The sequence below is a fragment of the Chryseobacterium sp. Chry.R1 genome (assembly GCF_039645525.1).
Lineage (GTDB): Bacteria > Bacteroidota > Bacteroidia > Flavobacteriales > Weeksellaceae > Chryseobacterium > Chryseobacterium proteolyticum.
The window spans coordinates 4,506,907-4,529,434 of record NZ_CP151793.1 but is presented as its reverse complement, the minus strand read 5'-3'; the positions used below and the strand labels follow the sequence as shown (position 1 = coordinate 4,529,434).

At 38.4% G+C, this 22,528-nt stretch carries 18 protein-coding genes; 12 read left to right on the top strand and 6 right to left on the bottom strand.

Features of this window, described 5'->3' with window-relative positions:
- The first annotated feature begins 298 nt into the window (after positions 1-298).
- The 3 genes from AAEU33_RS20180 to AAEU33_RS20170 are packed head-to-tail and all read left to right on the top strand — an operon-like array spanning position 299 to position 7,152.
- Positions 299-3,289 (top strand): SusC/RagA family TonB-linked outer membrane protein, encoded by a 2,991-nt coding sequence (locus AAEU33_RS20180; protein WP_345989936.1) that lies wholly within the window; start codon positions 299-301, stop codon positions 3,287-3,289.
- A 10-nt stretch (positions 3,290-3,299) separates the two neighbouring features.
- A complete protein-coding gene (locus tag AAEU33_RS20175; protein ID WP_345989934.1) occupies positions 3,300-4,673 on the top strand; it encodes a RagB/SusD family nutrient uptake outer membrane protein in 1,374 nt (457 codons plus the stop codon).
- Positions 4,660-7,152: a prolyl oligopeptidase family serine peptidase gene (locus AAEU33_RS20170; RefSeq protein WP_345989933.1), complete on the top strand. Its 2,493-nt coding sequence runs from the start codon at positions 4,660-4,662 to the stop codon at positions 7,150-7,152. Before AAEU33_RS20175 ends, AAEU33_RS20170 begins: the two co-directional genes overlap by 14 nt.
- Positions 7,153-7,167: 15 nt before the next feature.
- On the opposite strand, the gene AAEU33_RS20165 is transcribed toward AAEU33_RS20170, so the two are convergent.
- From AAEU33_RS20165 to AAEU33_RS20155, 3 genes are all read right to left on the bottom strand, one after another.
- Positions 7,168-7,437, bottom strand: coding sequence for a DUF6520 family protein (locus tag AAEU33_RS20165; protein WP_123842670.1), 270 nt, complete (start codon positions 7,435-7,437; stop codon positions 7,168-7,170).
- A gap of 12 nt (positions 7,438-7,449) precedes the next feature.
- Complete coding sequence (locus AAEU33_RS20160) at positions 7,450-8,970, bottom strand: DoxX family protein (RefSeq protein WP_345989931.1); 1,521 nt, start codon at positions 8,968-8,970, stop codon at positions 7,450-7,452.
- 201 nt (positions 8,971-9,171) lie between these two features.
- Entirely contained in the window at positions 9,172-9,408 is a 237-nt protein-coding gene (locus tag AAEU33_RS20155) for a hypothetical protein (protein WP_345989930.1), read from the bottom strand.
- 277 nt (positions 9,409-9,685) lie between these two features.
- Here AAEU33_RS20155 and AAEU33_RS20150 point away from each other — a divergent pair, with 277 nt between their 5' ends.
- Both AAEU33_RS20150 and AAEU33_RS20145 read left to right on the top strand, forming a co-directional pair.
- Positions 9,686-11,389 (top strand): helix-turn-helix domain-containing protein, encoded by a 1,704-nt coding sequence (locus tag AAEU33_RS20150; protein ID WP_345989928.1) that lies wholly within the window; start codon positions 9,686-9,688, stop codon positions 11,387-11,389.
- 46 nt (positions 11,390-11,435) lie between these two features.
- The gene (locus tag AAEU33_RS20145) at positions 11,436-12,281 is read left to right on the top strand and encodes an RteC domain-containing protein (RefSeq protein ID WP_345989926.1); all 846 of its coding nucleotides are present in this window, start codon (positions 11,436-11,438) and stop codon (positions 12,279-12,281) included.
- A gap of 43 nt (positions 12,282-12,324) precedes the next feature.
- On the opposite strand, the gene mobC is transcribed toward AAEU33_RS20145, so the two are convergent.
- The 3 genes from mobC to mobA form a co-directional block, all read right to left on the bottom strand.
- Positions 12,325-14,328 (bottom strand): conjugal transfer protein MobC, encoded by a 2,004-nt coding sequence (gene mobC, locus AAEU33_RS20140; RefSeq protein WP_345989925.1) that lies wholly within the window; start codon positions 14,326-14,328, stop codon positions 12,325-12,327.
- A 93-nt stretch (positions 14,329-14,421) separates the two neighbouring features.
- The gene (gene mobB, locus AAEU33_RS20135; RefSeq protein ID WP_345989923.1) at positions 14,422-15,693 is read right to left on the bottom strand and encodes a conjugal transfer protein MobB; all 1,272 of its coding nucleotides are present in this window, start codon (positions 15,691-15,693) and stop codon (positions 14,422-14,424) included.
- 1 nt (position 15,694) lies between these two features.
- Positions 15,695-16,129, bottom strand: coding sequence for a conjugal transfer protein MobA (mobA, locus tag AAEU33_RS20130; protein WP_345989922.1), 435 nt, complete (start codon positions 16,127-16,129; stop codon positions 15,695-15,697).
- Between the two features lie 642 nt (positions 16,130-16,771).
- On the opposite strand from mobA, the gene AAEU33_RS20125 reads away from it, so the two are divergent.
- The 7 genes from AAEU33_RS20125 (at position 16,772) to AAEU33_RS20095 (ending at position 22,507) form a co-directional block, all read left to right on the top strand.
- On the top strand, positions 16,772-17,539 hold the full coding sequence (locus AAEU33_RS20125; protein WP_345989920.1) for a ParA family protein: 768 nt from the start codon (positions 16,772-16,774) through the stop codon (positions 17,537-17,539).
- Between the two features lie 4 nt (positions 17,540-17,543).
- Complete coding sequence (locus tag AAEU33_RS20120; RefSeq protein ID WP_345989919.1) at positions 17,544-17,939, top strand: DUF3408 domain-containing protein; 396 nt, start codon at positions 17,544-17,546, stop codon at positions 17,937-17,939.
- Between the two features lie 11 nt (positions 17,940-17,950).
- Entirely contained in the window at positions 17,951-18,574 is a 624-nt protein-coding gene (locus tag AAEU33_RS20115; protein ID WP_345989917.1) for a hypothetical protein, read from the top strand.
- A 60-nt stretch (positions 18,575-18,634) separates the two neighbouring features.
- Positions 18,635-19,024 carry a hypothetical protein gene (locus AAEU33_RS20110; protein WP_345989915.1) on the top strand — a complete coding sequence of 130 codons (390 nt, stop codon included), beginning with the start codon at positions 18,635-18,637 and terminating at the stop codon, positions 19,022-19,024.
- 327 nt (positions 19,025-19,351) lie between these two features.
- Positions 19,352-19,657: a DUF4134 domain-containing protein gene (locus AAEU33_RS20105; protein ID WP_345989914.1), complete on the top strand. Its 306-nt coding sequence runs from the start codon at positions 19,352-19,354 to the stop codon at positions 19,655-19,657.
- A gap of 10 nt (positions 19,658-19,667) precedes the next feature.
- A complete protein-coding gene (locus AAEU33_RS20100) occupies positions 19,668-20,000 on the top strand; it encodes a DUF4133 domain-containing protein (RefSeq protein WP_345989912.1) in 333 nt (110 codons plus the stop codon).
- Positions 19,997-22,507, top strand: a complete 2,511-nt coding sequence (locus AAEU33_RS20095; protein ID WP_345989911.1) for a TraG family conjugative transposon ATPase — start codon at positions 19,997-19,999, stop codon at positions 22,505-22,507. Before AAEU33_RS20100 ends, AAEU33_RS20095 begins: the two co-directional genes overlap by 4 nt.
- The last annotated feature ends 21 nt before the right edge of the window (positions 22,508-22,528 follow it).

Sequence of the window (22,528 nt, the reverse complement as noted above, 5' to 3'; positions counted from 1 at the left end):
CACGATACAATAGGAGGGTACAACCTATTGCGGCTTTAATAAGCTTACACGGGAACACAGATTTCATTCATATTAAATTCTTTCCGGTGCCTTGCAGTCACTGCTTACAGAACCTCACCAGTCCTTTTTCATACTAAAAGGCATCAGGAAAGTCTTTATCTACAAAATGAATCAAAAAAACTACTCAACTTAAAATCAGAAGAAAGAAAAAAGCCCCTTCCCATGCAGTTTGGAGACCAACGGGAAAGAGCGTAGTTCAGTAATTAATCTTTAGAAAATTAAAAACCTTTACAAATCTATGAAAAATTCCTATTACAATATAGGAGGCATTTTCTTTGGGCTCATGTTTACCGCTGTAAGCGTTACTGTAAAAGCCCAGACACGCACCATTTCCGGTACCGTAACCTCATCCGGTAAACCTTTACAGGGAGTCATAATCTCCCAAGAGGGTAGTGATCAGGTAACCATAACCGGCAACGACGGAACCTATACATTACAGGTTTCAGCAGAAAATACCATCCTATTGTTCAGACACCCTGATTATGCAGAAGAGAAATTTATCCTCACTAATCAGAAAGTCGTTAATATCAGCTTAGAACAAAAAGTAAAGGGAATCGAAGAAGTTATTCTCAACGCAGGCTACTACAAGGTTAAAGACAAAGAAAGAACCGGTAGTATCGCCAAAGTTTCAGCAAAAGATATAGAAAACCAGCCTGTCACCAATGTTTTATCAACCGTACAGGGAAGAATGGCAGGAGTGAATATCACCCAGAATTCAGGAGTTCCGGGAGGTGGCTACAGTATTCAGATCCGGGGGCGTAATAGCCTGAGAACCTATGCCAACAGTGAAATTGATGGCAGCCAGCCCTTATACATAGTGGATGGTGTCCCCGTGGGAAGCGGAATGACTGCTGTTTACGGTGCCAATATTTTGTCAGATGCCAACCTGAATCCACTAAGTAATATCAGTCCCAATGATATTGAAAGCATTGAAGTTTTAAAAGATGCAGATGCGACCGCGATCTACGGTTCAAGAGGGGCCAACGGAGTGGTGCTCGTGACCACTAAACGGGCAAAGAAAGGTTCTTTAGGACTTTCCGTTAATACATCCTATGCGTTAAGCAGCAGCCTTTCCAATCTTACCATGATGAACACGGAGCAATATCTGGGAATGCGCAGGCAGGCCTATGCGAATGATGGAATTTCAGTATATCCGGCCACTGCGTATGATATTAACGGTACATGGGATCAGAACCGTTATACCGATTGGTTTAGTACACTTCTCGGCAATACTTCGGTAACTTCCAATGTCCAGCTGTCTTTATCGGGAGGTGGGGAGAGAACCTCTTTTCTGGTAAGTTACGGACACAATGAGCAGACTACGGTCTTTGCCAAAGATTTCCGGTATAAAACCAATACCTTACTAGGCAACCTGTCACACCGCTCTGCAGACAACCGTCTGAACTTTACCATGTCAACACTCTTTTCAAAGCTGGAACATAATGTAATCAGCCTGGACAATACCGGCAGTGCTTTATTTCTGGCTCCCAATGCTCCGGCACTGTACGATTCACAGGGGAATATCAACTGGCAGAACAATACTTTTGATAATCCTTTGGCTGCCTATAACAGTACCTATTCCAACAACAATGTGCAGTTTATGAATAATTTCACGGCGGGTTACGAATTGTTGAAAAATGTACAGATCAAACTCAATGGAGGGATCAGTTATCAGACCTTTGATGAACTTTCCTTACAGCCCAGTACGATCTATAATCCGTCATTGGGTATAGGTCCTGCCAATTCCAGAGCGCTGCAGAGTAATAAAAGCAGGCTATCCTACACGTTGGAACCGCAATTGAACTGGACCTTCAAAAAAGGACGCCATCAGGTAGATGTCCTGGCAGGGGGCACCTATCAGGCTGATCTGAATACTCAGGGTGCCATACAGGGGTATGGTTTTACCAGCAATGCATTTATTGAAAATATTGCGGCGGCTACTACCAAACTGATCTCGGACCAAATCAAAACGGAATATAAATATGCAGCTGTCTTCGGAAGACTTAATTATCAGTTTGACCATCGCTATATCATTAGTATTACAGGGAGAAGAGACGGAAGCAGCCGTTTTGGAAGTAACCGTAAGTTTGCGAACTTCGGTGCGATAGGGGCTGCCTGGCTGTTTTCCAATGAAAGCTTTATGAAAGAACTATCCTGGCTTTCCTTTGGAAAGCTGAGGGGAAGTTATGGTTCTTCAGGAACCGATAATATAGGGAACTACCAGTATAACGATACGTTTATCACTTCTACTTTAGGGTATAATAATGTAACGGGATTGGTTCCTTCCAAATTGTTCAATCCTAATTTCAGTTGGGAAAAAACCGTCAAATTGGAAGCTGCACTGGAAATGGGATTCTTTAGGGATAGACTTCATATTACAGCATCCCATTACCGCAACCGCTCCTCGAACCAACTGGTAGGTTATCAGCTTCCTTCGGTAACTGGGTTTACTTCAGTGTTGGCCAATCTGGATGCTACCATTCAAAATACGGGGTGGGAATTTGAGATCGCGGGCCGTCCGTTTACCGGAGCTTTTAAATGGGAAACATCTGCCAATCTAAGCATTCCCAGGAATAAACTTCTGTCGTTCCCGGGACTGGAAGGATCTACCTATGCCAACTCTTATGCAATTGGGCAGCCTGTGAATATTGTCAAATTGTACCATCTGGAAGGCATTAACCCTCAGAGCGGTCAGTATATCTTTACGGATTACAATGGTGATGGTAAGATCAGTTCCCCTGATGACAGGCAGGTGATTAAAAATATAGGCGTAGAGTTTTTCGGTGGCTGGAGCAATAATTTCAGCTATAAAAACTGGTCGCTGTCACTGCTTGTCCAGTTCGTCAAACAGCAGAGCCGCAATTTTAATTATCAAATGTCATCCCCAGGACTGATGCGGAACCTTCCGGTAGAGGCCCTGAATGTCTGGTCACCTGATAATCCGAATGGATTGTATATGCCGTATCACGCTACCGCATCACCCCAGCACAGTTTATTTCAGATGAGTGATGCAACCGTGTCCGATGGGTCGTTTATCCGCTTGAAAAATATTCAGCTCAGCTACCGGATTCCTTTGCGGGGCAAACTCATCAAAGAAGCCAAGATTTATTTTCAAGGGCAGAACCTCTATACCTGGACCCGCTATTTCGGGCTGGACCCCGAGTTTTCATCTTTAGGATTCCTGCCGCCTCTTAAAACCTATTCCTTTGGCATGCAGATTAACTTTTAAAACTATGACAATGAAACTTTATCAACAATTCTATATCATAACAGGATTTGTAGTATTATCAAGTATGAGTTCCTGTGAAAAACTGATCGAGGTAGAACTGCCTTCCAATCAGATTGCTTCCGATCAGGTATTTGTGGATGTGCAGACGGCGGATGCTGTTTTGGCAGGACTATATTCAGGACTACGTGATAGCTCTCCGTTTGCGGGGGATCAGTCCGGTAGATTATTAGGGCTTTATACTGATGATCTGGACTTTTATTCCACTACAGCCACCAATGGACTTCCTGAGATTGCCCACAACCTTCAGAACGATTCCAACGCAAGTATTTATACGGATTGGTCAACTTCTTATAAGCAGGTGTATGTCGCCAATGCCATACTGGAAGGTATTGAAAAGTCAAATTCCATTTCCCAGGCAGACCGCAACCGAATCAAAGGAGAGGCATTAATGGTCAGATCCATGCTGCTGTTATACCTTCAGCAGGTATATGGAGATATTCCATATCCGATAACTACCGATTATCAGGTTAATCAGTCGATTTCAAAAACTGATAAGGCACAGGTGCTTATACAACTCAGTGAAGATCTTAAAGAATCCATCAGCCTGCTTCAGGACAACTACAGAAATACGGAGAGGATTTATCCTAACCGTAAAATGGCGGAACTGCTATTGGCTAAAGTCTGTCTGCTAGAGGGAAAATGGTCAGAGGCAGAGCTTTTATGCAAAGGTATCATTCAAAGTCCGCTGTACCAGTTTCAGAATGACATTACCAAGGTTTTTATTAAATCGGGAAGCCATATCCTCTGGCAGCTGAAGCCTAAAAATTCGGGGGATGGAACCAAAGAGTCCGGAATTTATTATTTTACCAATTCAGCACCTTCGATGACTGCGCTCAGTTCAGGGCTTGTCAATACCTTTTCTTCTGCAGATCTAAGAAAGCAGTATTGGATGGCTCCGGTAACTTTTAACGGAACAACCTGGTACAGGGCTGAGAAATACAAAAACAGGACAGCCAATACAACGGAATATTCAATCATTGCCCGCCTGGAGGAGGTTTATCTTCTTTTAGCCGAGGCTTTGGTACAGCAAAATAAAATAGATGAAGCCCTTTCGTACCTCAATAAAACCAGACAGAGGGCAGGAATCCTGCCGTTAGCCATGCCTTTATTAAATGAAGTTGCACTCAACGAGATTGTCATGGAAAACCGCAGGGAGTTTTTTACAGAAATGGGACATCGTTTTTTCGATCTTAAAAGAACAGGGAAGCTCGATACAGCTTTACAGACGAAGCCCAACTGGAAGCCTTATCATAAGCTTTGGCCGATACCCCAGCAGGACATTTTATTGAACTCTAATTTAAAACCTCAGAATGAAGGCTATTAAGATTAAACCGTTTCTATGTGCCGTAATCACATTTATCTGGAGCAGCGGTTTGTTGGGGCAGTATAATATGGATTCCATCAAGCAGAGGTATGCCAAATTCTACACCATTGCCAACCTTAAGGTTGATAATGAAAACCAGTGGATTTCCTTTACTAAGATTTATAAAAAGAATACGGATACGACGGTCGTTGTAAAAGTCGGTCAACAGCAGGATCTTACAACTGCTTTTGTAGGTGTTTCTGAAAGCTGGTTTTTAAAAGGTAACCGTTTTTTATGGTTAGGAAAAGATAAAGCGGAGCTTGTTGACCTTCGGTCCGGGCATAAGAAAGATTTTAAGGAAGCCGGTACCATCGAGGTTCTTCCTTCTCTTGGTTACTATGCTGTTTTGTATAAAAACCGTCTTCTGGAAGTATTTGACAATAAAGACAAACTTGTTGCTTCCGTTAACGATGTGACACAGCTGGTAGGCAATAAAAAGAACCAGCTGTACATCCTTGTGAAGCAGAACAATGTCTTGTCTGTTTGGTCACTGCAGTCCAAAACATTTAAAAAGGTGTATACTTCTGAACAGGGTATTAAAAAAGTCATACTCACGCCCTCACAAAGGTATCTGGCGGTTACAGAGCAGGAGAAGTCTTCTGGTGGATTGCAGCTTGTATTACTCGACACCAAATCCCTGAAAATTTCAAGAGTTGGCAACGACTTTATGAAAGCAGATTATATCGAAGTTCGTGAGATTAATAATGGAGGTGGTTTTTTTCTGGATTGTAATACCCGTCCAAAACCCTCTCCAGCTAACCAGCCGGAAATAAAATACGGTACCGATCAGGATCTTTGGCTCTATAGAATGGGAGAGCAGTATCATGAGTACTGGGTGTATAATGTAGAGTCAGAACAGTTGGAAAAGATCAATCGCAACGGGATGTTTATGGCCGCTATGGACCATGACAGGTATTTTCTAAGCTTTGACCGAAGGGAGAGGAATGCGTATGTCAGTTCGGTTTCCTGGTTTGACATTTATTTATATGACCGTGTAGGTAAAACATCAAAAAAGATACTCACACAAACTTCAAACCTGGTGGTCAGCCGGGGAGGAGAGTTTATCATAGGCTTCAATGAAGAAAAAAAACGATGGATTCTGTATCATACGTTATCATCAAAAGAAAAAACGATTGCAAATGAAGAAATCCAAAGGCCTGTATTCAGTCAAGATAACCGGTATGTTTTTTTTGAAAGCCGAAGCGGTCTTTACCGGTTTGATCTGTGTGCGGAAAACCTGGCACCAATAGCTGTCACAGAAAATAAAAAAGTAACCATTGTCAATGTCAAAGAAGAGGCTATATATGGAACATTAGGTGCGGATTTTCGAATCCGTACTGTTGACACAAATAATCCCATCATCTTTGAGCAATATGATCCAAACAGCAATGAAACATCATACGCTCAGTGGTTCCAACGTAAAATAAAGGAGCTGCTTCCGGCTACTAAAAACAGGGTTAGTGATTTCAAAATCAATACCCGGAGTCATACGGTTTTCAGTCTGGAAGAGAATTTCAACAGTCCTCAGGTAATTTATCAATATCACGGCGGTCAAAAGAAAAAAGTGTTTCAAAGCAACAGGCATGATCAGGAGATCATTATGGCTAGGCAGGAAGTACTTTCATACAAGAATAGTTTAGGTGTTCCCATCAAAGGTGTATTGTACTATCCGCTTAACTTTGATGTCCGAGAGAAGTATCCACTGGTTCTGTCGATCTATGAAGTCCAGAATAAAAGTGCGTCGGTGTATCCTTACCCTTTTTTTTCAGGAATAGGGATTAACATCCGGTCATTAATTGATAATGGCTATTTTGTTTTTCTTCCCGATGTGGTTTTGGACAGTCGCGGACCTGGATTTTCCGCGCTGGATTGTGTGCATTCAGGACTGGATGCCCTGGAAGGAAATAACAATATTGACAGCAATAGAGTGGGACTTATGGGGCATTCATTTGGCGGGTTCGGCACCAGTTTCATAGCAACCCGTTCCCATCGTTTTGCGGCCTATATATCAGGAGCAGCAGTTACGGATCTTGTGAAATTTTATTTTTCCTTCAGTCAGGAAAGAAAGCTTCCCAATTATCCCCGCTTTGAAAACGGACAGTTTGATATGAAGGTGCCGTTTTCTAAGAACAAAATGCTTTACTATGATAACAGTCCTATTGCCAATGTAGAGAAAATTAATAAGCCAACCCTACTCTGGACAGGGCTGAAAGATGGAAATGTCCCTTATACTCATACAGAAGAATTGTATACCGGTTTACTGCGGAATCAAAAAAAGGCGATAGTACTGTATTACAAAGATCAGGATCATGATCTGGCAAAAAACAGTGCTGAGAGCATGGACCTGCATTTAAGGATCCTGGATTGGTGGGATTACTTTCTGAAAGATAAAAAAGATATTCCCTGGATTGATAAAGAAATGAAAAAGGATGCCCTGTAAGGCATCCTCTTTTTTTTACTGTGGAATTTCTCTGAGAACATTGTCGCAGAAAGTTTCTGAGACCTGTTCTTTCAGCTGAGTGCCGTCTGACAGCTCACAGATAGGTCCTGTAGGAATGTCGCTACAGTTTTTACCTGCTTGTTCACAAGTGAAATTTCCATTACCATCCGGAACCATATGGTATCCCGGTACAATAGCTTTGTTGGTCTGATTTACCATCTTTGTGGCAAATGCGGTTCCTGTTCCTAGTACCACTAGTAAAGCAGGGAAAAGGATCTTTTTCATAAAATGAAATATTTAGTGTTGCCTACTCTGTTGATCGGTTTTCGGCTTCCCCGATTTGATATATTGAGATAATGCTTTTGTTATTTTGTATTGGGTGAGCATATTATTGTGGAGGGCGTACAGGTATTTGTCCGTGACAATGATGTCATTGAGGGTATGATCGTCTTTTTTAAAAATATAGATGCTGCCTACATAACTTTTGTTATCAATGTCATATACATCCAGTACATCTGATTTTTTCCACGCTTTTCTCGATTCGTGCCTGCCCATCAGACTGGATTGAACAAAAAGCAGATTTCTGTACACAACAGATCTGATATTGACCTTCAGGGCAGGTGCTGTCATCTTGTAAGTGCCGTCAGAGAGCTTCGATGTTTTGATTTGGGCAGTTTTTACAGTATCTATCGTCTTAAGTAATTGCTGCACCTGCATACTGCTGTTCATGACAATCACCTGATTTCTGTATGTATAGGTATACAGCAGTTTTTTCGTATATTGTTCATAAGCCATGCTTCCATCAACATCAAAAAGGCCGTCGGTCTGTTTCTGTAAAACGGTTGTTTTTAATTGTAATTTCTGAGGACTGTCAATATTAAGAAGCCCTAGAACCAGATGGTTGCTCGGACGTACCTGTGTCCTGATGGCAAAACGGGAAGAGTCGATAACCCTGAGATCATTAAAATAAGCGTCTTTGTAACTTATTCTTGTGGTAGATTCAGTCCCAAGCCTGCCTTTAAATAGGATAGGTACCGATCCGTCATAGATATAGAAATGTCCATCTGATACTATTTGCCTGATGTTTTTGTAAGGATGATCTATTTCTATTCGGGCAGAGGTAGAGGCTGTCCGATGCATCGAAGAGTCAACTGTGAGAAGCTGTTGCGGATACTTCTGGTTAGACAGATAAATGTTATGATCATCAAACCCTGCAAAATAATAAAAATCATTCTCCAGCTGTAGTGATTGATGCTCGATGACAGGGTGCTTGATAAACCGCCTTGTAAAATTATTTTCCTTTTTAATGACATGCTCAGAGGAAAGAAACAGACCTATCATTACTATAATGCTTACTACGATTGATGTTACTACCGTTAAAGAGGTTTTTGATATACGAACATGAATTTTCTTTTCTATTAAGAATAAGCCAATAATTGCAAGTAATACACACACTGCATTAAAAATTAAATGTTCAGTCCAGCCTAGTTTTTCCAGAATTCCTCCACAGGAACAGGGAACAAAGTCACTATAGTTGAGAATGATGAAAATATAGGTTGTAAATGCTGACATCAAAATCAGGGAGAGGTATAAGCCTGCGCGCCTGCAAAAGGGTACCAACAGTAAAATAGAAGCAACCCATTCTATAATAATGACGCTGTATGAGACAAAACCTGCATAAGCACTTAAAAGTGGCGACTGTGCCAGTTGAATCTGAAATCTTTCAAAGTCAATAAGCTTACTGACACTTGCATATACAAATAATAAGATAAAGAAGTAGCTTACAAAAGGAGGGACTATATTGAGAAAATTTTTCATAGCACGTTATTATGAGGTTAACAGACTTGAACCAATCTCCATTTAATTTTACAACCACAGTATTCGGGCATCGGTTCACCTTTGAAAAGGGGTACAGTAGTCTTGAAATTCCCCATACTTTCCCAGATGCCACTCTTTGGACATGGTAAGCCTGTAACAACTGATATGGAGGTATGAGGAATCATGATTTTATTGTAGTTTCTAATCTTGGGTAAGCCGCCAATTATCACCATCCCTCACAGGAGGATCTTTTGTTTCAGGATCTTTAATAGCCTCTATGGATTTTGCAGAATCCTGTTTCATTGCCATACCGTTTATTGTAGGTTCTGGATTTTCAATCTTTTCATAATTTGATATTATATCATCATCTCGATGGGTGCAGTTTTGCAGAGAAACTACTCCGATCACTATAGTAAAAAATGGGATAAACTTTTTCATTGTAATAATTTTAATTTGGTTATCCCGGCCGGTTTATATTAGAATTCTGATATCAAAATTATCCGGCTTAAGAGGTAAAAAAAACTGATCTGCGGCTCTATTTTAAAATTGATACGTATCAATTTTAAAATTAACACATCTTTAATTTTAATATAAGTTACTGGTTATTAGTAATTTGTGATTGATTTATTCTTGTGGGTGTCCAATTCCTCTAATTTTGATTTATTTAAAACATAAATGATTATTTTTGAGATGGTGAGGTTCTAAATATCAGTCTATGAAAAAGTTTTATTACTTTCTCGTCTTATTTTCTGCATTTTCACATTTTTTATTCTCACAAAAGAAAGAGGAAAGAACGTACAGTGAAATCAGAAAACCTTATGAAAAAATGACCATAGATGACATTAATGCAATGCCCTATGTAAAACTCTATATTCAAAAAGCAAAAAATGAAAATAACTTTTCAAAGCTGATTCAAGGGTATAGAGACGGAAGACAATTCGACTACAAAAACAAAATGAAGTATGCTGACAGTGCGTTAGCCGTTAGCTTGCAGCATGGAACTCAAGATGATATAAGTAAAGAGTATCTAAGCAAGGGGATTATCTACTATTTTTATCAGAAAAAGTATAAGTTGGCCTTAAATGAATATCTGAAAGCCTATTCATATTTGAAGGGTTCGAAAGATCAATACCACTACTACAAAGTTCTTTATCATTTAGGAATTGTAAAAGGCCATTTAGGCTATTACGATGAAGCCATGAATCATTTTCTTGAATGTACTTCATTTTACAGGTCAAAGTTGGATGAAAGCCATCATGAAAATGAAAAGTTTAATTATGAAAAAGCATACCTCAACTGCTTACATCAATTAACCGTACTCAACAGATATCTGGATAACTTTGATAAAAGCGACAGTTTAAGTATGTTGGGTTATCGGTTAACCGTCGATAACAGCGATTTTGCATTGGAAAAAAGCTATTTTCTCAAATGCATCGGAATTTCCAGGTATCACAAAAAAGACTACAATGGCGCAAGGAACCAATTACAAGAATCCTTACCTACTATTCTGAAAAGAAACGATTTTGCCTGGGCTTCCGTCGTATACTATTATTTGGGAAAAACCTATGAAGTTCAAAATGATATTGATCGTGCGGTCGGATGCTATGAAAAAATAGACTCTATTTTTACTAAACATGATTTTATACTTCCTGAGGTCTATAAAAGTTATCATTACCTGATAGATAACTACAAAAATAAGGATGTCAACAAACAGCTTTATTATACCAATCAGCTATTAAAAGCAGACAGTTTAATCAGCAAAGATTTTCCTTATCTATCTTCAAAACTTCATAGGGACTTTGACCGAAAGACATTAATTGACGCAAAAGAGGAAATAGAGAAGTCGAGCAATAAAAAAATTGTAATTGCTCAGATCTTAATTGTATCAGGCAGCGTACTCCTTGGTTTTATGGTGGTCCGACACAGAAAAGATCAAAAGATTAAAAAACAGTATAATCTTCTTCAGAATAGGATGGCAGAGGGAACGTATAACATCAATGATATTTTACAGGAAGAGCAGACAGAGTTTCCGCTAAGAAAGACTTCTCTCACCCCGGAAATGACCAATGAGATTAAAGAAAAGCTTAAAAGGTTTGAGCATGAGGAACAATTCAGAAAGAAGGGGATTACACAGAAAAGTATCGCCTTAAAGTTAGGAACCAATTCCCATTATCTATCTGTTTACATTAATGAGCAAAAAGGGATGAATTTTAATAGATACATGGCTGAACTGCGGATCAATTATATTACCAATTTACTCAGCACGAACAGCAAATATTTAAACTATACCATTGAGGCTTTAGCAGAGGAATGCGGTATCGCTGCACGGCAGAACTTTTCAAATTTATTTTTCGATATCAATGGTATCCGGCCGACAGATTATATAAAGAATCGGAAAAAGGAGCTGGATATTAGCTGATTAAGCCATGCATTATGGATTTTTTGTAAATTCCTGAAAAAAGGACATGGTAACAAAAACAATTTTTAAAAGAACTTCCCAATTATTGGAAGATCTCGATGTAAAGATTAACGAAGTCTGCGATGACGGAAATGATGTGATTAAAATTTCAGAAAAGGCCTTACTTATTATTGATGATTCCATAAGGAAGTTGAAACTTCTGGTTTCCAACCATCATTTTGATCATATTGCCGAAGAAGTACTTTTTTTTAAGAAACTTAAGCCACAGTTTATCTCAAAATTTATTTATTACTCTGCTGTACTGGATATTGAGTCTCATAAGCCAGCCGCAGGAAATAAAACACTAAAAAAATATTACGAAGCAGAACAGGAGAAGCTAAGAAATTTTTATGTGGAACATTCTGAATTTTACAGCTATTATAAACGCGAAGCAACTTATCTTGACCATAAAATATTTGTACGTAACTCTTATGATCTGAAAATGAAACTATCATCAGGTTTTTATAACTATGATCCAAGTTTTACCACATCACATGACCATTTGATTGCCCGATTTATTTCCAATGGGCAATTTGACCAATATTTAAAAAAACAGATCGAGGGTTTTAGCGAAAACACAACAGGAAAAGTCCTTTCTCCCCTTAACTGGACGGGGTCAAAAGTTGGCCTTATAGAACTGACTTATGCACTTTATCAAATGCGTTGTTTTAACGGAGGTAATATAGAGTTAAGCGAAGTCATAAAGTTTGTAGAAAAGTCATTGGATTGCGACCTTGGCAATTTTCATAAAACTGTATTTGAAATCCGTAACCGAAAACAGGGACCCACCAAATTCCTTCAGCTGGTGAGTGATAATCTCAATCAGTATTTTATGAACAGTGATGCAGAGTAATTATTACATCAAAACCTCAAATATCATAAGATTTGAGGTTTCACTATTCATCATTTTTAATTAAATGCTGTAAGTCGGGATCATTTTTTATTCTGCCCATCTCACTTCTGACAATGGCAAGAATATCTGCCTTAATTCCTTTGTAATTTTCTTCAATTTGTTTACTCATCGAATCATTTCCGTCTTTATCCATAAAAGATCGGATCATCGGTATCTCCTGATAGTTTTTCATTTCCCGAGAGAGTTTAACAGTATCCACAACGATTTCCGAATGAAAAATTTTCTGTTCGATTCTTTCATCAAAGTTATCAGATACTGCACCGACAAAACATCCCTGTGTTAAGGTTGAGATTTTTGATGCGGGAATCAAACTGTCCAATTGGGTAGAAATGGAGGTAGAAGTATCATTCCTATTAATAGAAATACTTTGTCTTTTTTGCAACACCTTTCCAAAACGTTCTGATAAACTTTTTGCGGTTTCTCCAACTACCTGACCACTGAAAATATTACCAACTGTATTCTGGATGACCTTACTTTCTTTATCTCCATAGTCCCTGGTCAACTGGGAAAAATCCTGAAAACCCAGACATACCGAAACCTTATTACTTCTTGCGGTGGCAATTAAATTGTCCAGCCCTCTAAAATAAATGGTTGGCAGCTCGTCAATGATTACTGAACTTTTTAGCTGTCCTTTTTTATTGATGAGCTTAGCAATCCTTGAATTGTACAAACCCAAAGCTGCGGAATAAATATTCTGACGATCCGGATTATTTCCTACACACAATATTTTAGGTTCTTTAGGATTGTTGATATCTAGGGAAAAATCATCACCCGTCATGACCCAATACAATTGGGGAGAGATCATTCTTGACAATGGAATCTTTGCCGAAGCGATCTGTCCTTGTAACTGATCCTGTGCACCTCCCTGCCAGGCATCCATAAAAGGGGAGAGATAGTTCTCCAGTTCAGGGTATGAGGTTAAAATCGTAAAAATATCCTCATATTTTTTATTCAACAATTCTATGGCATGGGGGAAAGTACAATACTTACCATTCTCATAAATCTTTAAAAACCAGATGATCGCAGCTAACAAAATAATGGGACTTTCAACAAAAAAATCCCCCTGCTTCTGTATCCAGGTTCTATTGAGATTCAACATAATGGTGTATGCTGCTTCATAGGCATCCGATATATCGGTCATAAAAATTGGGTTTAGCGGATTACACCGGTGGCTTTTCCCAGGATCGTCAAAATTGATGATATAGAATTTCGGTTTTATTTTATAAACTTCGGAATGCAATAAAAGATGATTGTAAGCAATGGTGGAAAGGTCATCGAATTTAAAATCGTAAATATACATAGCGAAGCCTTTTTCAATATGCTGCTTGATATAATTGTTGACAACGGCAAATGACTTTCCTGAACCTGGCGTGCCCAATACAATCGTTGCACGAAACGGGTTAACAACATTGATCCAGCCACTGTTCCACTTTCCTCTATAATAAAATCTGGTAGGCAGGTTGATTGAGTATTCATTTTGAAGAAGTTTTGTTTCTTGCTGGAAACTTTCATTTTCATTATTGAATACATCATGCATCAAATTGTTTTTTAAAAGACGGCTCATCCAGACACCGGCCATCATCAAAAGAATATATCCGCAGGCTGTTAGGAAAATATATAGAGATACAGCAATGGATAATGATAGCCTTAACAACAATACTGAAAAGAAATATAAAAGAATTCCAATGGTTAGGACTATAGATATTTTAAACCATGTTATTTTCTCATTTTTAACCCCTTTGGTCCCAAGACAGCTCAGAGCAAGCAGTACAAAAGAAAAAAGCTTTGAATTTAACGGATGTGAAAAAAAACCAGCTGTTCGATTGAAATTGTACAGTATTCTATTAATAATTATCAATGTCCAACCCCGTTCATCAAAAAAGCTGTAACAAAACCAATACATATTCATCAGTGTGATAATGATACTTGTCGCTCTCATAAACGCCATAATTTTGGCAAGCCCCCTTAAATCGTCCTCTCCCTGCATTTTTATATTTTTTAGTGCAGTGGAAAAGTAAATGGGATGAGATTGTAGCGGGGAAAATTGGCTTTTAAAATAATCGGATGGCCGAATAAGTGCTTACTTGTTTCTTTTTTGTTTCCTCTTTTTTCTCAATTGAGGTTCAATTTCAATTTCATGGTATTCCACATTTTGTACCTCAGGTAAAAGTCCTCCGAATACTTCTATTATTTCAGAAGCATTGCTGTCAGAGAAATCAAACATCGGGTGTACATCAAAAATTTGATTGTTGTATTCTTGGAGGGGATCATTAGCCGGAATTTGTTTATTATTAACAGCTGTTTCGGGTGGCAGTTTGTTCCAGTAATCGTTAAAAGCATTGGCTGAGTATTCTTTTCCTAATCGTGATCCATTGCAGACTGTGCTGGAAATATGATCTATAAAAGTAATTCCATAGATTCTTCTTTGGTCATTTCTGCGAATCACGGTGTCAATTCCTTTTTCTGCAAGGCTGTTTTTAAAACTTTCAATATTTTTTGATGCTTGCAAAATCGCTGTAATTTTAGATTTCAATGTAGTTTTAATATCAGTCTTCATTTCTGTTTTGCATATGTCAAACCGTCTTTCCAAAGCTGGCAGACCTGTATTTTTTCCAAATAAAGAAGATTTAAAGGGGTTTCCAGCTTTTTTACCATCCTTGTCTAAAGGAAAATAAAGCAGCCCTTGTTTGAACTTACCATGTAATTCTCCTTCGACCTTTTCCGCTGTGATGTTAAAAAGAGATAGAAGAGCGTTATACTCTCCTAAGGATTGGAATTGGTAATGTACCGGTAGTTGTCGTACCACTGATGCGATCTGACTTTTTATATTTCCTGCCCCATAATTAACAGGCTTATAAATCATTTCATTTTTTATACTTTCCTTTTTTGATGCATCTGCCAAACCAAATTTTTTCTCCAGTTCCCTGCAAGCTTTCAAAGATCGAATTTTCTCAAACTTGTCAGAAATCTTTCTTCCATTTTTATCTACACAAACTGAAACGATATGAATATGGGTGCGGTCTATATCCGTATGCTTAAAAACGACGAAAGGCTGATTTCCATAACCCATTTCAGCCATGTATATTTGTGCAATCTGCCTAAACTGTTCATCTGAAACTTGGTCCTTCGGGTCAGGATTAAGAGAGATATGTAGCGTATGTTTTTCAGTATTTTGATTGACTAATAAATTAGGCTCAAAAGACTTTGTCAATTGACTGACAGAATATTTTCCGTCGGGCGTTTCTATCATGTTATGAGTCATCAGGATTTCACCTTTTTCCTGTTGTATTTTTAAATTGTTATAGGATAATACGCCAAAAAGATTGTTGCTACGTCCGATTTTAGCGATCATATTAGTCTGTATTTTTTACATAATTCCGATTAAATTCCTCGGTGATCTCTATTACTTTTTTAAATATGTCCACCATTTCAAGCGTGTTTTTTTCAAGTTTATATAAAAGTCCGGCTGCTTTTTTTTCAGAAAAAGTACTGTACAACATCTTGACAATCTGATTATAATTGACTCCTACCGCTCGAAATTGACTGTGAAAAGACGTTAGACGCATATAAAAGTCTATGGTTCCTTTGTCAATTTTTATTGTTTTAATCTTATTTTCAAAAATGCATGAAGTGATAAAGTGGGCTTTAATTTTCATGCCGGATTGCTCAAAGAGACTTAAAAAACGAGCATGTTCTACTTCATTTAAGGAGATTGAATACCGGATCTTTGCCGGGTCGGTCTTAGGATGTCGTCCCGTTTTTTTCTGTTTTTTGTTACTGTCTTCCATAATATTCCATTTAATTTTTAAAACACCGACTTCGGAGGATGTTTCTGCCCCCTGCAAGGGCAAGTTGTTTTAAGCATCTGAAATTATTTCAAGATGCTTAAAACACAACTTGCCCCTTTCGGGTGAAAGGAAATTTCAGCTAGCAATAAGTTAGCAAATAGAATAGATTTTGCGTCCTATTAAAAAAGTTCAATTTCCACAGACTCCTTAGTCTCATTACAGCAAAGTAAACCACAATGACTTGTGCAGACAGTATAATAGAGAAAGCCAATATAGGACACTAAGAGCCAAAAATTACCACGAGATAATCTCCAACATAGAAATAGCATTCATTTGCATCAGATTGAGAGCATGGGCTCCTAGCTGCCGGCTTGACAGAATTCTCGAGTTCTGGAAATCCAGCCTTTCCGCCTTCCTGAATTACAGCCGTCAGGATATCCTGTTTGAGAAATAGGAGTCAGGAATTCAAATTTTCAGGGCTTCAGGATGGAGAGTATTCAGTACGTATAGATAGAAGTCAGTACTGATAACAGGAACCTCCTCCAGCATTACTGAAAGCGGTGAGGGGAGCATGAAGTATCTACGGCTCAGAGGACTCCAATCGGTCTCTTCCCAATTATGTTTAACTAAAATTCAAGCAAAATGAAAACAAAAAAAGAACCTACAATTATTGCATTTTCAACTCAAAAAGGAGGAGTAGGAAAAAGCACATTTACAGTACTTATCGCAAGTATTCTCCATTACCGTATGGGCTATCAGGTTGCGGTCTTTGACTGTGATTTTCCCCAATACAGTCTGCTTCAGATGAGAGATAGGGATTTGAAAATAGTGATGCAGAATGAAACTTTAAAAACGTTGGCTCACAAACAGTTTACGAGAATCAATAAAAAAGCTTATCCTATTTTTCAGAGTAGAACTGATCAGGTTTTAGAAGAAATGGGAGCTTATCTAAATAGATCAGAGATAGCACCAGATATCATCTTTTTAGATTTACCTGGAACAGTTAATACGGCAGGGATTTTAAAAACATTGACGAATGTCCATTACATTTTTTCTCCCATAACAGCAGATCGGGTTGTACTAGAGAGTACATTAAGTTTTACGGATGTTCTGACTAATGTTTTGATGAAGGAAAATCAAACAGGTATAAGAAGTATCAATCTGTTTTGGAATCAGGTGGATGGAAGAGAAAGGACATTGTTGTACAAAAACTACAGTAAAGTTATTTCTGATCTGGGACTACAACTTATGGAAACGACAATTACAGACAGCAAACGATTTAGAAAAGAAGGAGAATCCATTACAAAAACTGTATTCCGATCGACGCTAATGCCGGCGGATCCTAAGTTGATAGCTCAGTGCAGGCTGGATAGGTTTATTAAAGAATTTTTGAGAATCGTCAAATTATAGCAGTATGGAAAAAGAAAGAAATAGTAACCAGGACAACAGTATTGATGAACAGTACCTGATGTCTATTATGGCAGGAGATGTACAGAAGGAATTCCCTCAACAGAATTTTGACCCCTCAAAAGAAAAAGGGATGACAAAAAATAAGCCGAAGCATCATAGATCTTCAGATGTAACTTATGTGACAAAGTTTCTAACGCACCATACAATGACAAAACGTGGAGACAAAAGTATTTATATTCGTCCCGAGTACCATGAACGTCTCTCTCGTATTATTCAAATCATCGCTGACGACCAGATTCCATTATATGCTTATCTGGACAATATTCTGGCGCATCATTTTGAAATGTTTGAAAAGGAAATCACTGATGATTTTAATAACAAATATCGTCCAATCTTTTAATTCTTAATTATATGGAACCACTCATTATAGTTTTCTTATTAATCATAATCCTGCTTCTTCTTCTTTTAGATCGAAAGTTTTCAATCAATTTCAGAGAAAAAGATATCGATGATAGGAAGAGCAATCTGTCATCTATTTTGGGAGAAACGAAGCAAGTGGCGAGACAGACACTGCCAACCACTGTCATAAAAGGTCAATATGAATCGAATGTACTGACAAAATATAATTTTGAATCAGAAACCATAGACAAGGAAGTAGAGAGAGTCGGTGAGTCTAAAAATCTTGAAGATATTTTAGTCAAAAATGAGGACTGGGAGGAGCAGGAAGAAGATTGGAAGTTTCAGGCCTCTAGTATTGAAAGCGGGTTTGCTACAGGGGTTACCTTTCAGGAATTGAGTACTGTGGATCAGCTGCTTCAGCAGGACATACTGGAGGCTGATTTAGAACAACAAGCAGTAGATATAATTCAAAGAATTCAGGGAACCGAGCTTTTTGAACTTTTAGAGAATTCATTAGGAGATGCTTCAAAAAGAATTGCCATTTTGTTGGGAGAGAGCATTTCGAATGATGACCAGACCATTTCTTCTAAGCGCCATAATTCTGTAGATGGTTTCGATATTGAGGAGTTTATATAAACTCTCCAATGTTTTTCCAAGAGGGAATAAAAGAAATGAACAGTCAAAACTTATAACAGTATGGATTCATCTGAGAAAAATATCAATGAGGACGCTTATGATTTACGTGTCAACAAAGGACAGCTTCCAACCATAGTGATTGCAGGACATATATTTTTTGTAGATATCCGCATGGATATGCTCAGACCCAAAGATGATTTTCTATCTCGGGGAATAGTGTTTTCTGAGATACAGAACTACCATGATCAAGATCAAAACAGCTATACTATACCTTACAATCCTAAGACACATGAATTTCACGATATCGACTTTAGTATAGTCAAAGAATTCCCCAAAGATTTAATCGCTGTACAATTTCCCATAGAAAGTGAGCTTGACCGGATTGGATGGAACAGACATCACGGATTTGAATTGAGGCAAGGGTTATCAAAAAGGGGGGGTAGAATGTAGTTTGAAGGAAGAGAAATACCATGGGAAAAAACTTTTTTTGCCGATATGATTAAAAATAATTTAAGGTCTGAAAAAATTACTGGAGATTACAAAGAAAAGCTGCCTAAAAATAAATCTACAAGAAGAAAAATATAAAAGTCATTTTCAGATAAATGAACGTCAAGTTAGAAGGTTTGACGTTTTTTATGCAAAAACGCTAAATGAGTTACACATAGAAGCCAAGCAGTTCCTCTCACAGACACTTTTCCCCAAACCTGTTTTTCCAAAGCACATTTGCTTCTGAGTACTGCAGGGAGCAGTTCTCATTAAGAAAAAAATATTTACAAAATGGAAAAACAGAGAAAAAAACTGATGTATGCATTACTGGCAATCTTGATTGCTCCGCATGCTTTTTCACAAGGTAATGGAAGTGCCGGAATCAATGAGGCAACACAAATGGTCACTTCCTATTTTGAACCCGCTACCCAATTAATTTACGCCATAGGTGCAGTAGTAGGATTGATTGGAGGAGTTAAAGTTTACAACAAGTTCAGCAGCGGTGATCCGGATACGAGTAAAACTGCTGCAAGCTGGTTTGGAGCATGTATCTTCCTCATTGTCGCAGCGACAATTCTTCGCTCATTCTTCCTTTAAAATAATGATTATGAATACCTATCATATCAATAAAGGAATAGGAAGGACAGTAGAATTTAAGGGTCTTAAAGCACAATACCTTTTTATTTTCGCAGGAGGTTTGCTGGCGGTATTGATCTGTGTCATGATTATGTATATGGCTGGTGTCAATACATATCTCTGTCTCATCCTGGGAGCATCCTGCAGCGGACTCCTCATCTGGCAGACTTTCGCTCTGAACGGGAAATACGGAGAACATGGGCTGATGAAGTTGGGTGCACGCAAGAAACATCCCACCTACATTATCAGCCGTAAGTGTATCCACCGATATCTGAAAACTAACCGTAAAAGAGCAAACATATGAGAAATTCTTCCAAAGCAGCAACGTTGGAAAGTAAATTTCCATTGCTGGCGATTGAAAATCATTGTATTATTTCAAAGGACGCTGATGTTACGGTTTGCTTTAGGGTAAAACTTCCGGAATTATTTACCGTTGCTTCAGCTGACTATGAAGCGATGCACTCCTCATGGTTCAAAGCAATTAAAACGCTTCCCGACTATACGGTAATACATAAACAGGATTGGTTTATCAAAGAGAATTACAATCCTGATCTATCAAGAGAAGATCAGAGTTTTCTTTCAAAATCATTTGAAAGGCATTTCAATGAGAGACCTTTTTTAAATCATTACTGCTATCTGTTCATCACGAAAACCAGCAAGGAGAGAATACGGATGCAGAGCAATTTTTCTTCTCTCTGCAAAGGTAAACTGATTCCAAAGGAGATTAAGGACAAAGAAGTTATCAGTCGATTTCTTGAAGCTGTCGATCAGCTGGAAAGAATAATGAATGACAGTGGCTATATTTATCTCGAAAGAATGACTGAAGATGAGATATCAGGAACTGAAGATAGTTCAGGACTATTGGAGCAATATCTCACCTTGTCCCGTGAAGTCAATCCGTCATTACAGGACATCAAATTAGGATCGGAAGAAATGCGAATCGGTAATAACCGAATCAGTATGCATACGTTATCGGATACTGAGGATTTACCGGTTACTGTATCATCGCATAGCCGTTATGAAAAGTTAAGTACAGATCGGAGTGACTGTCTTTTGTCTTTTGCTTCTCCTGTAGGACTTCTGCTAAACTGTAATCACATTTACAACCAGTATCTGTTCATTGACAACAGCGATGAAAACCTTCGCCAGTTCGAAAAGTCAGCAAGAAATATGCATTCACTGGCAAGATACAGCAGAGCGAATCAGATTAATAAAGAGTGGATTGAAAAGTATCTGAATGAGGCACATTCCTTCGGATTACAATCTATCCGGGCTCATTTTAATGTAATGTCATGGTCTGACAGCCCTCATGAGCTAAAGCAGTTAAAGAATGATACAGGAAGTGCGTTAGCGCTAATGGAATGTAAACCCCGCCACAACACAACAGATACGGCGACATTATATTGGGCAGGAATTCCAGGCAATGCTGGTGATTTTCCAAGCGAAGAAAGCTTTTATACATTTATTGAGCCTGCTCTATCTTTTTTCACTGAAGAAACCAACTATCAGGATTCGCCTTCACCATTTGGCATTAAGATGGCTGACCGCCTAACGGGAAAGCCCATTCATCTGGATATTTCAGATCTACCCATGAAGCAGGGGATTATTACCAATAGAAATAAGTTTATCCTCGGACCTTCAGGAAGTGGAAAGTCTTTCTTCACCAACCATATGGTACGGCAGTACTATGAGCAAGGCGCCCATGTCCTTTTGGTGGATACCGGAAATTCCTACCAGGGATTATGTGAACTGATTAGAGGAAAAACGAAAGGAGAGGATGGGGTTTATTTTACTTATACCGAGGATAATCCGATTGCTTTCAACCCATTCTATACCGATGACGGTGTCTTTGATATTGAAAAAAGAGAGAGTATCAAAACACTGATTTTGACTTTATGGAAAAGAGATGACGAGCCACCGACACGCTCAGAAGAGGTAGCATTGTCCAATGCAGTAAGTGGATATATTGAAAAAATAAAATCCAATGACCAACATCCGTCTTTCAATGGATTCTATGATTATGTTAAAGATGATTACCAGAAAGTATTGGAACAAAAGAAAGTCAGGGAAAAAGATTTTGATATTGCCAACTTTCTTAATGTTCTGGAGCCTTACTACAAAGGAGGCGAGTATGATTATCTCCTGAATTCAGAAAAGCAGCTGGACTTATTATCCAAACGTTTCATTGTCTTTGAAATCGATGCCATTAAAGATCACAAGATTCTCTTTCCAATAGTTACCATTATCATTATGGAAGTCTTCATCAATAAGATGCGAAGGCTCAAGGGAATCAGAAAACTGATCCTTATTGAAGAAGCATGGAAAGCGATTGCCAAAGAGGGTATGGCCGAATATATCAAGTATTTATTCAAAACGGTCAGAAAATTCTTTGGGGAAGCGATAGTAGTGACTCAGGAAGTTGATGATATTATCCAGTCGCCGATTGTAAAGGAAAGTATTATTAACAACTCAGATTGTAAGATTCTTCTCGACCAGCGAAAGTACATGAACAAATTCGATGATATTCAGGCTATGCTGGGATTAACTGATAAAGAAAAATCTCAAGTACTGTCAATCAACATGAACAATGATCCCAAAAGATTGTATAAGGAAGTCTGGATTGGATTAGGAGGAACACACTCTGCGGTCTATGCGACTGAAGTTTCTACAGAGGAATATCTCGCTTATACTACCGAAGAAACAGAAAAGATGGAAGTGATGAATCTTGCATCTGAACTTGATGGGAATGTGGAACACGCCATCAAGCGGATCTCTCTCAAGAGAATCAAATCGAATACGAAAGACAACTAAATCAATTAAAATTTCACAACA

Excerpts from the sequence above, each read along its gene's own strand:
- AAEU33_RS20180 (WP_345989936.1), top strand. The coding sequence starts at position 299 with ATGAAAAATTCCTATTACAATATAGGAGGCATTTTCTTTGGGCTCATG.
- AAEU33_RS20150 (WP_345989928.1), top strand. The coding sequence starts at position 9,686 with ATGAAAAAGTTTTATTACTTTCTCGTCTTATTTTCTGCATTTTCACAT.
- AAEU33_RS20115 (WP_345989917.1), top strand. The coding sequence starts at position 17,951 with ATGGAACCACTCATTATAGTTTTCTTATTAATCATAATCCTGCTTCTT.
- AAEU33_RS20120 (WP_345989919.1), top strand. The coding sequence starts at position 17,544 with ATGGAAAAAGAAAGAAATAGTAACCAGGACAACAGTATTGATGAACAG.
- mobA (WP_345989922.1), bottom strand. The coding sequence starts at position 16,129 with ATGGAAGACAGTAACAAAAAACAGAAAAAAACGGGACGACATCCTAAG.
- AAEU33_RS20100 (WP_345989912.1), top strand. The coding sequence starts at position 19,668 with ATGAATACCTATCATATCAATAAAGGAATAGGAAGGACAGTAGAATTT.
- AAEU33_RS20160 (WP_345989931.1), bottom strand. The coding sequence starts at position 8,970 with ATGAAAAATTTTCTCAATATAGTCCCTCCTTTTGTAAGCTACTTCTTT.
- AAEU33_RS20145 (WP_345989926.1), top strand. The coding sequence starts at position 11,436 with ATGGTAACAAAAACAATTTTTAAAAGAACTTCCCAATTATTGGAAGAT.
- AAEU33_RS20105 (WP_345989914.1), top strand. The coding sequence starts at position 19,352 with ATGGAAAAACAGAGAAAAAAACTGATGTATGCATTACTGGCAATCTTG.
- AAEU33_RS20110 (WP_345989915.1), top strand. The coding sequence starts at position 18,635 with ATGGATTCATCTGAGAAAAATATCAATGAGGACGCTTATGATTTACGT.
- mobB (WP_345989923.1), bottom strand. The coding sequence starts at position 15,693 with ATGATCGCTAAAATCGGACGTAGCAACAATCTTTTTGGCGTATTATCC.
- AAEU33_RS20155 (WP_345989930.1), bottom strand. The coding sequence starts at position 9,408 with ATGAAAAAGTTTATCCCATTTTTTACTATAGTGATCGGAGTAGTTTCT.
- mobC (WP_345989925.1), bottom strand. The coding sequence starts at position 14,328 with ATGCAGGGAGAGGACGATTTAAGGGGGCTTGCCAAAATTATGGCGTTT.
- AAEU33_RS20095 (WP_345989911.1), top strand. The coding sequence starts at position 19,997 with ATGAGAAATTCTTCCAAAGCAGCAACGTTGGAAAGTAAATTTCCATTG.
- AAEU33_RS20125 (WP_345989920.1), top strand. The coding sequence starts at position 16,772 with ATGAAAACAAAAAAAGAACCTACAATTATTGCATTTTCAACTCAAAAA.
- AAEU33_RS20170 (WP_345989933.1), top strand. The coding sequence starts at position 4,660 with ATGAAGGCTATTAAGATTAAACCGTTTCTATGTGCCGTAATCACATTT.
- AAEU33_RS20175 (WP_345989934.1), top strand. The coding sequence starts at position 3,300 with ATGAAACTTTATCAACAATTCTATATCATAACAGGATTTGTAGTATTA.
- AAEU33_RS20165 (WP_123842670.1), bottom strand. The coding sequence starts at position 7,437 with ATGAAAAAGATCCTTTTCCCTGCTTTACTAGTGGTACTAGGAACAGGA.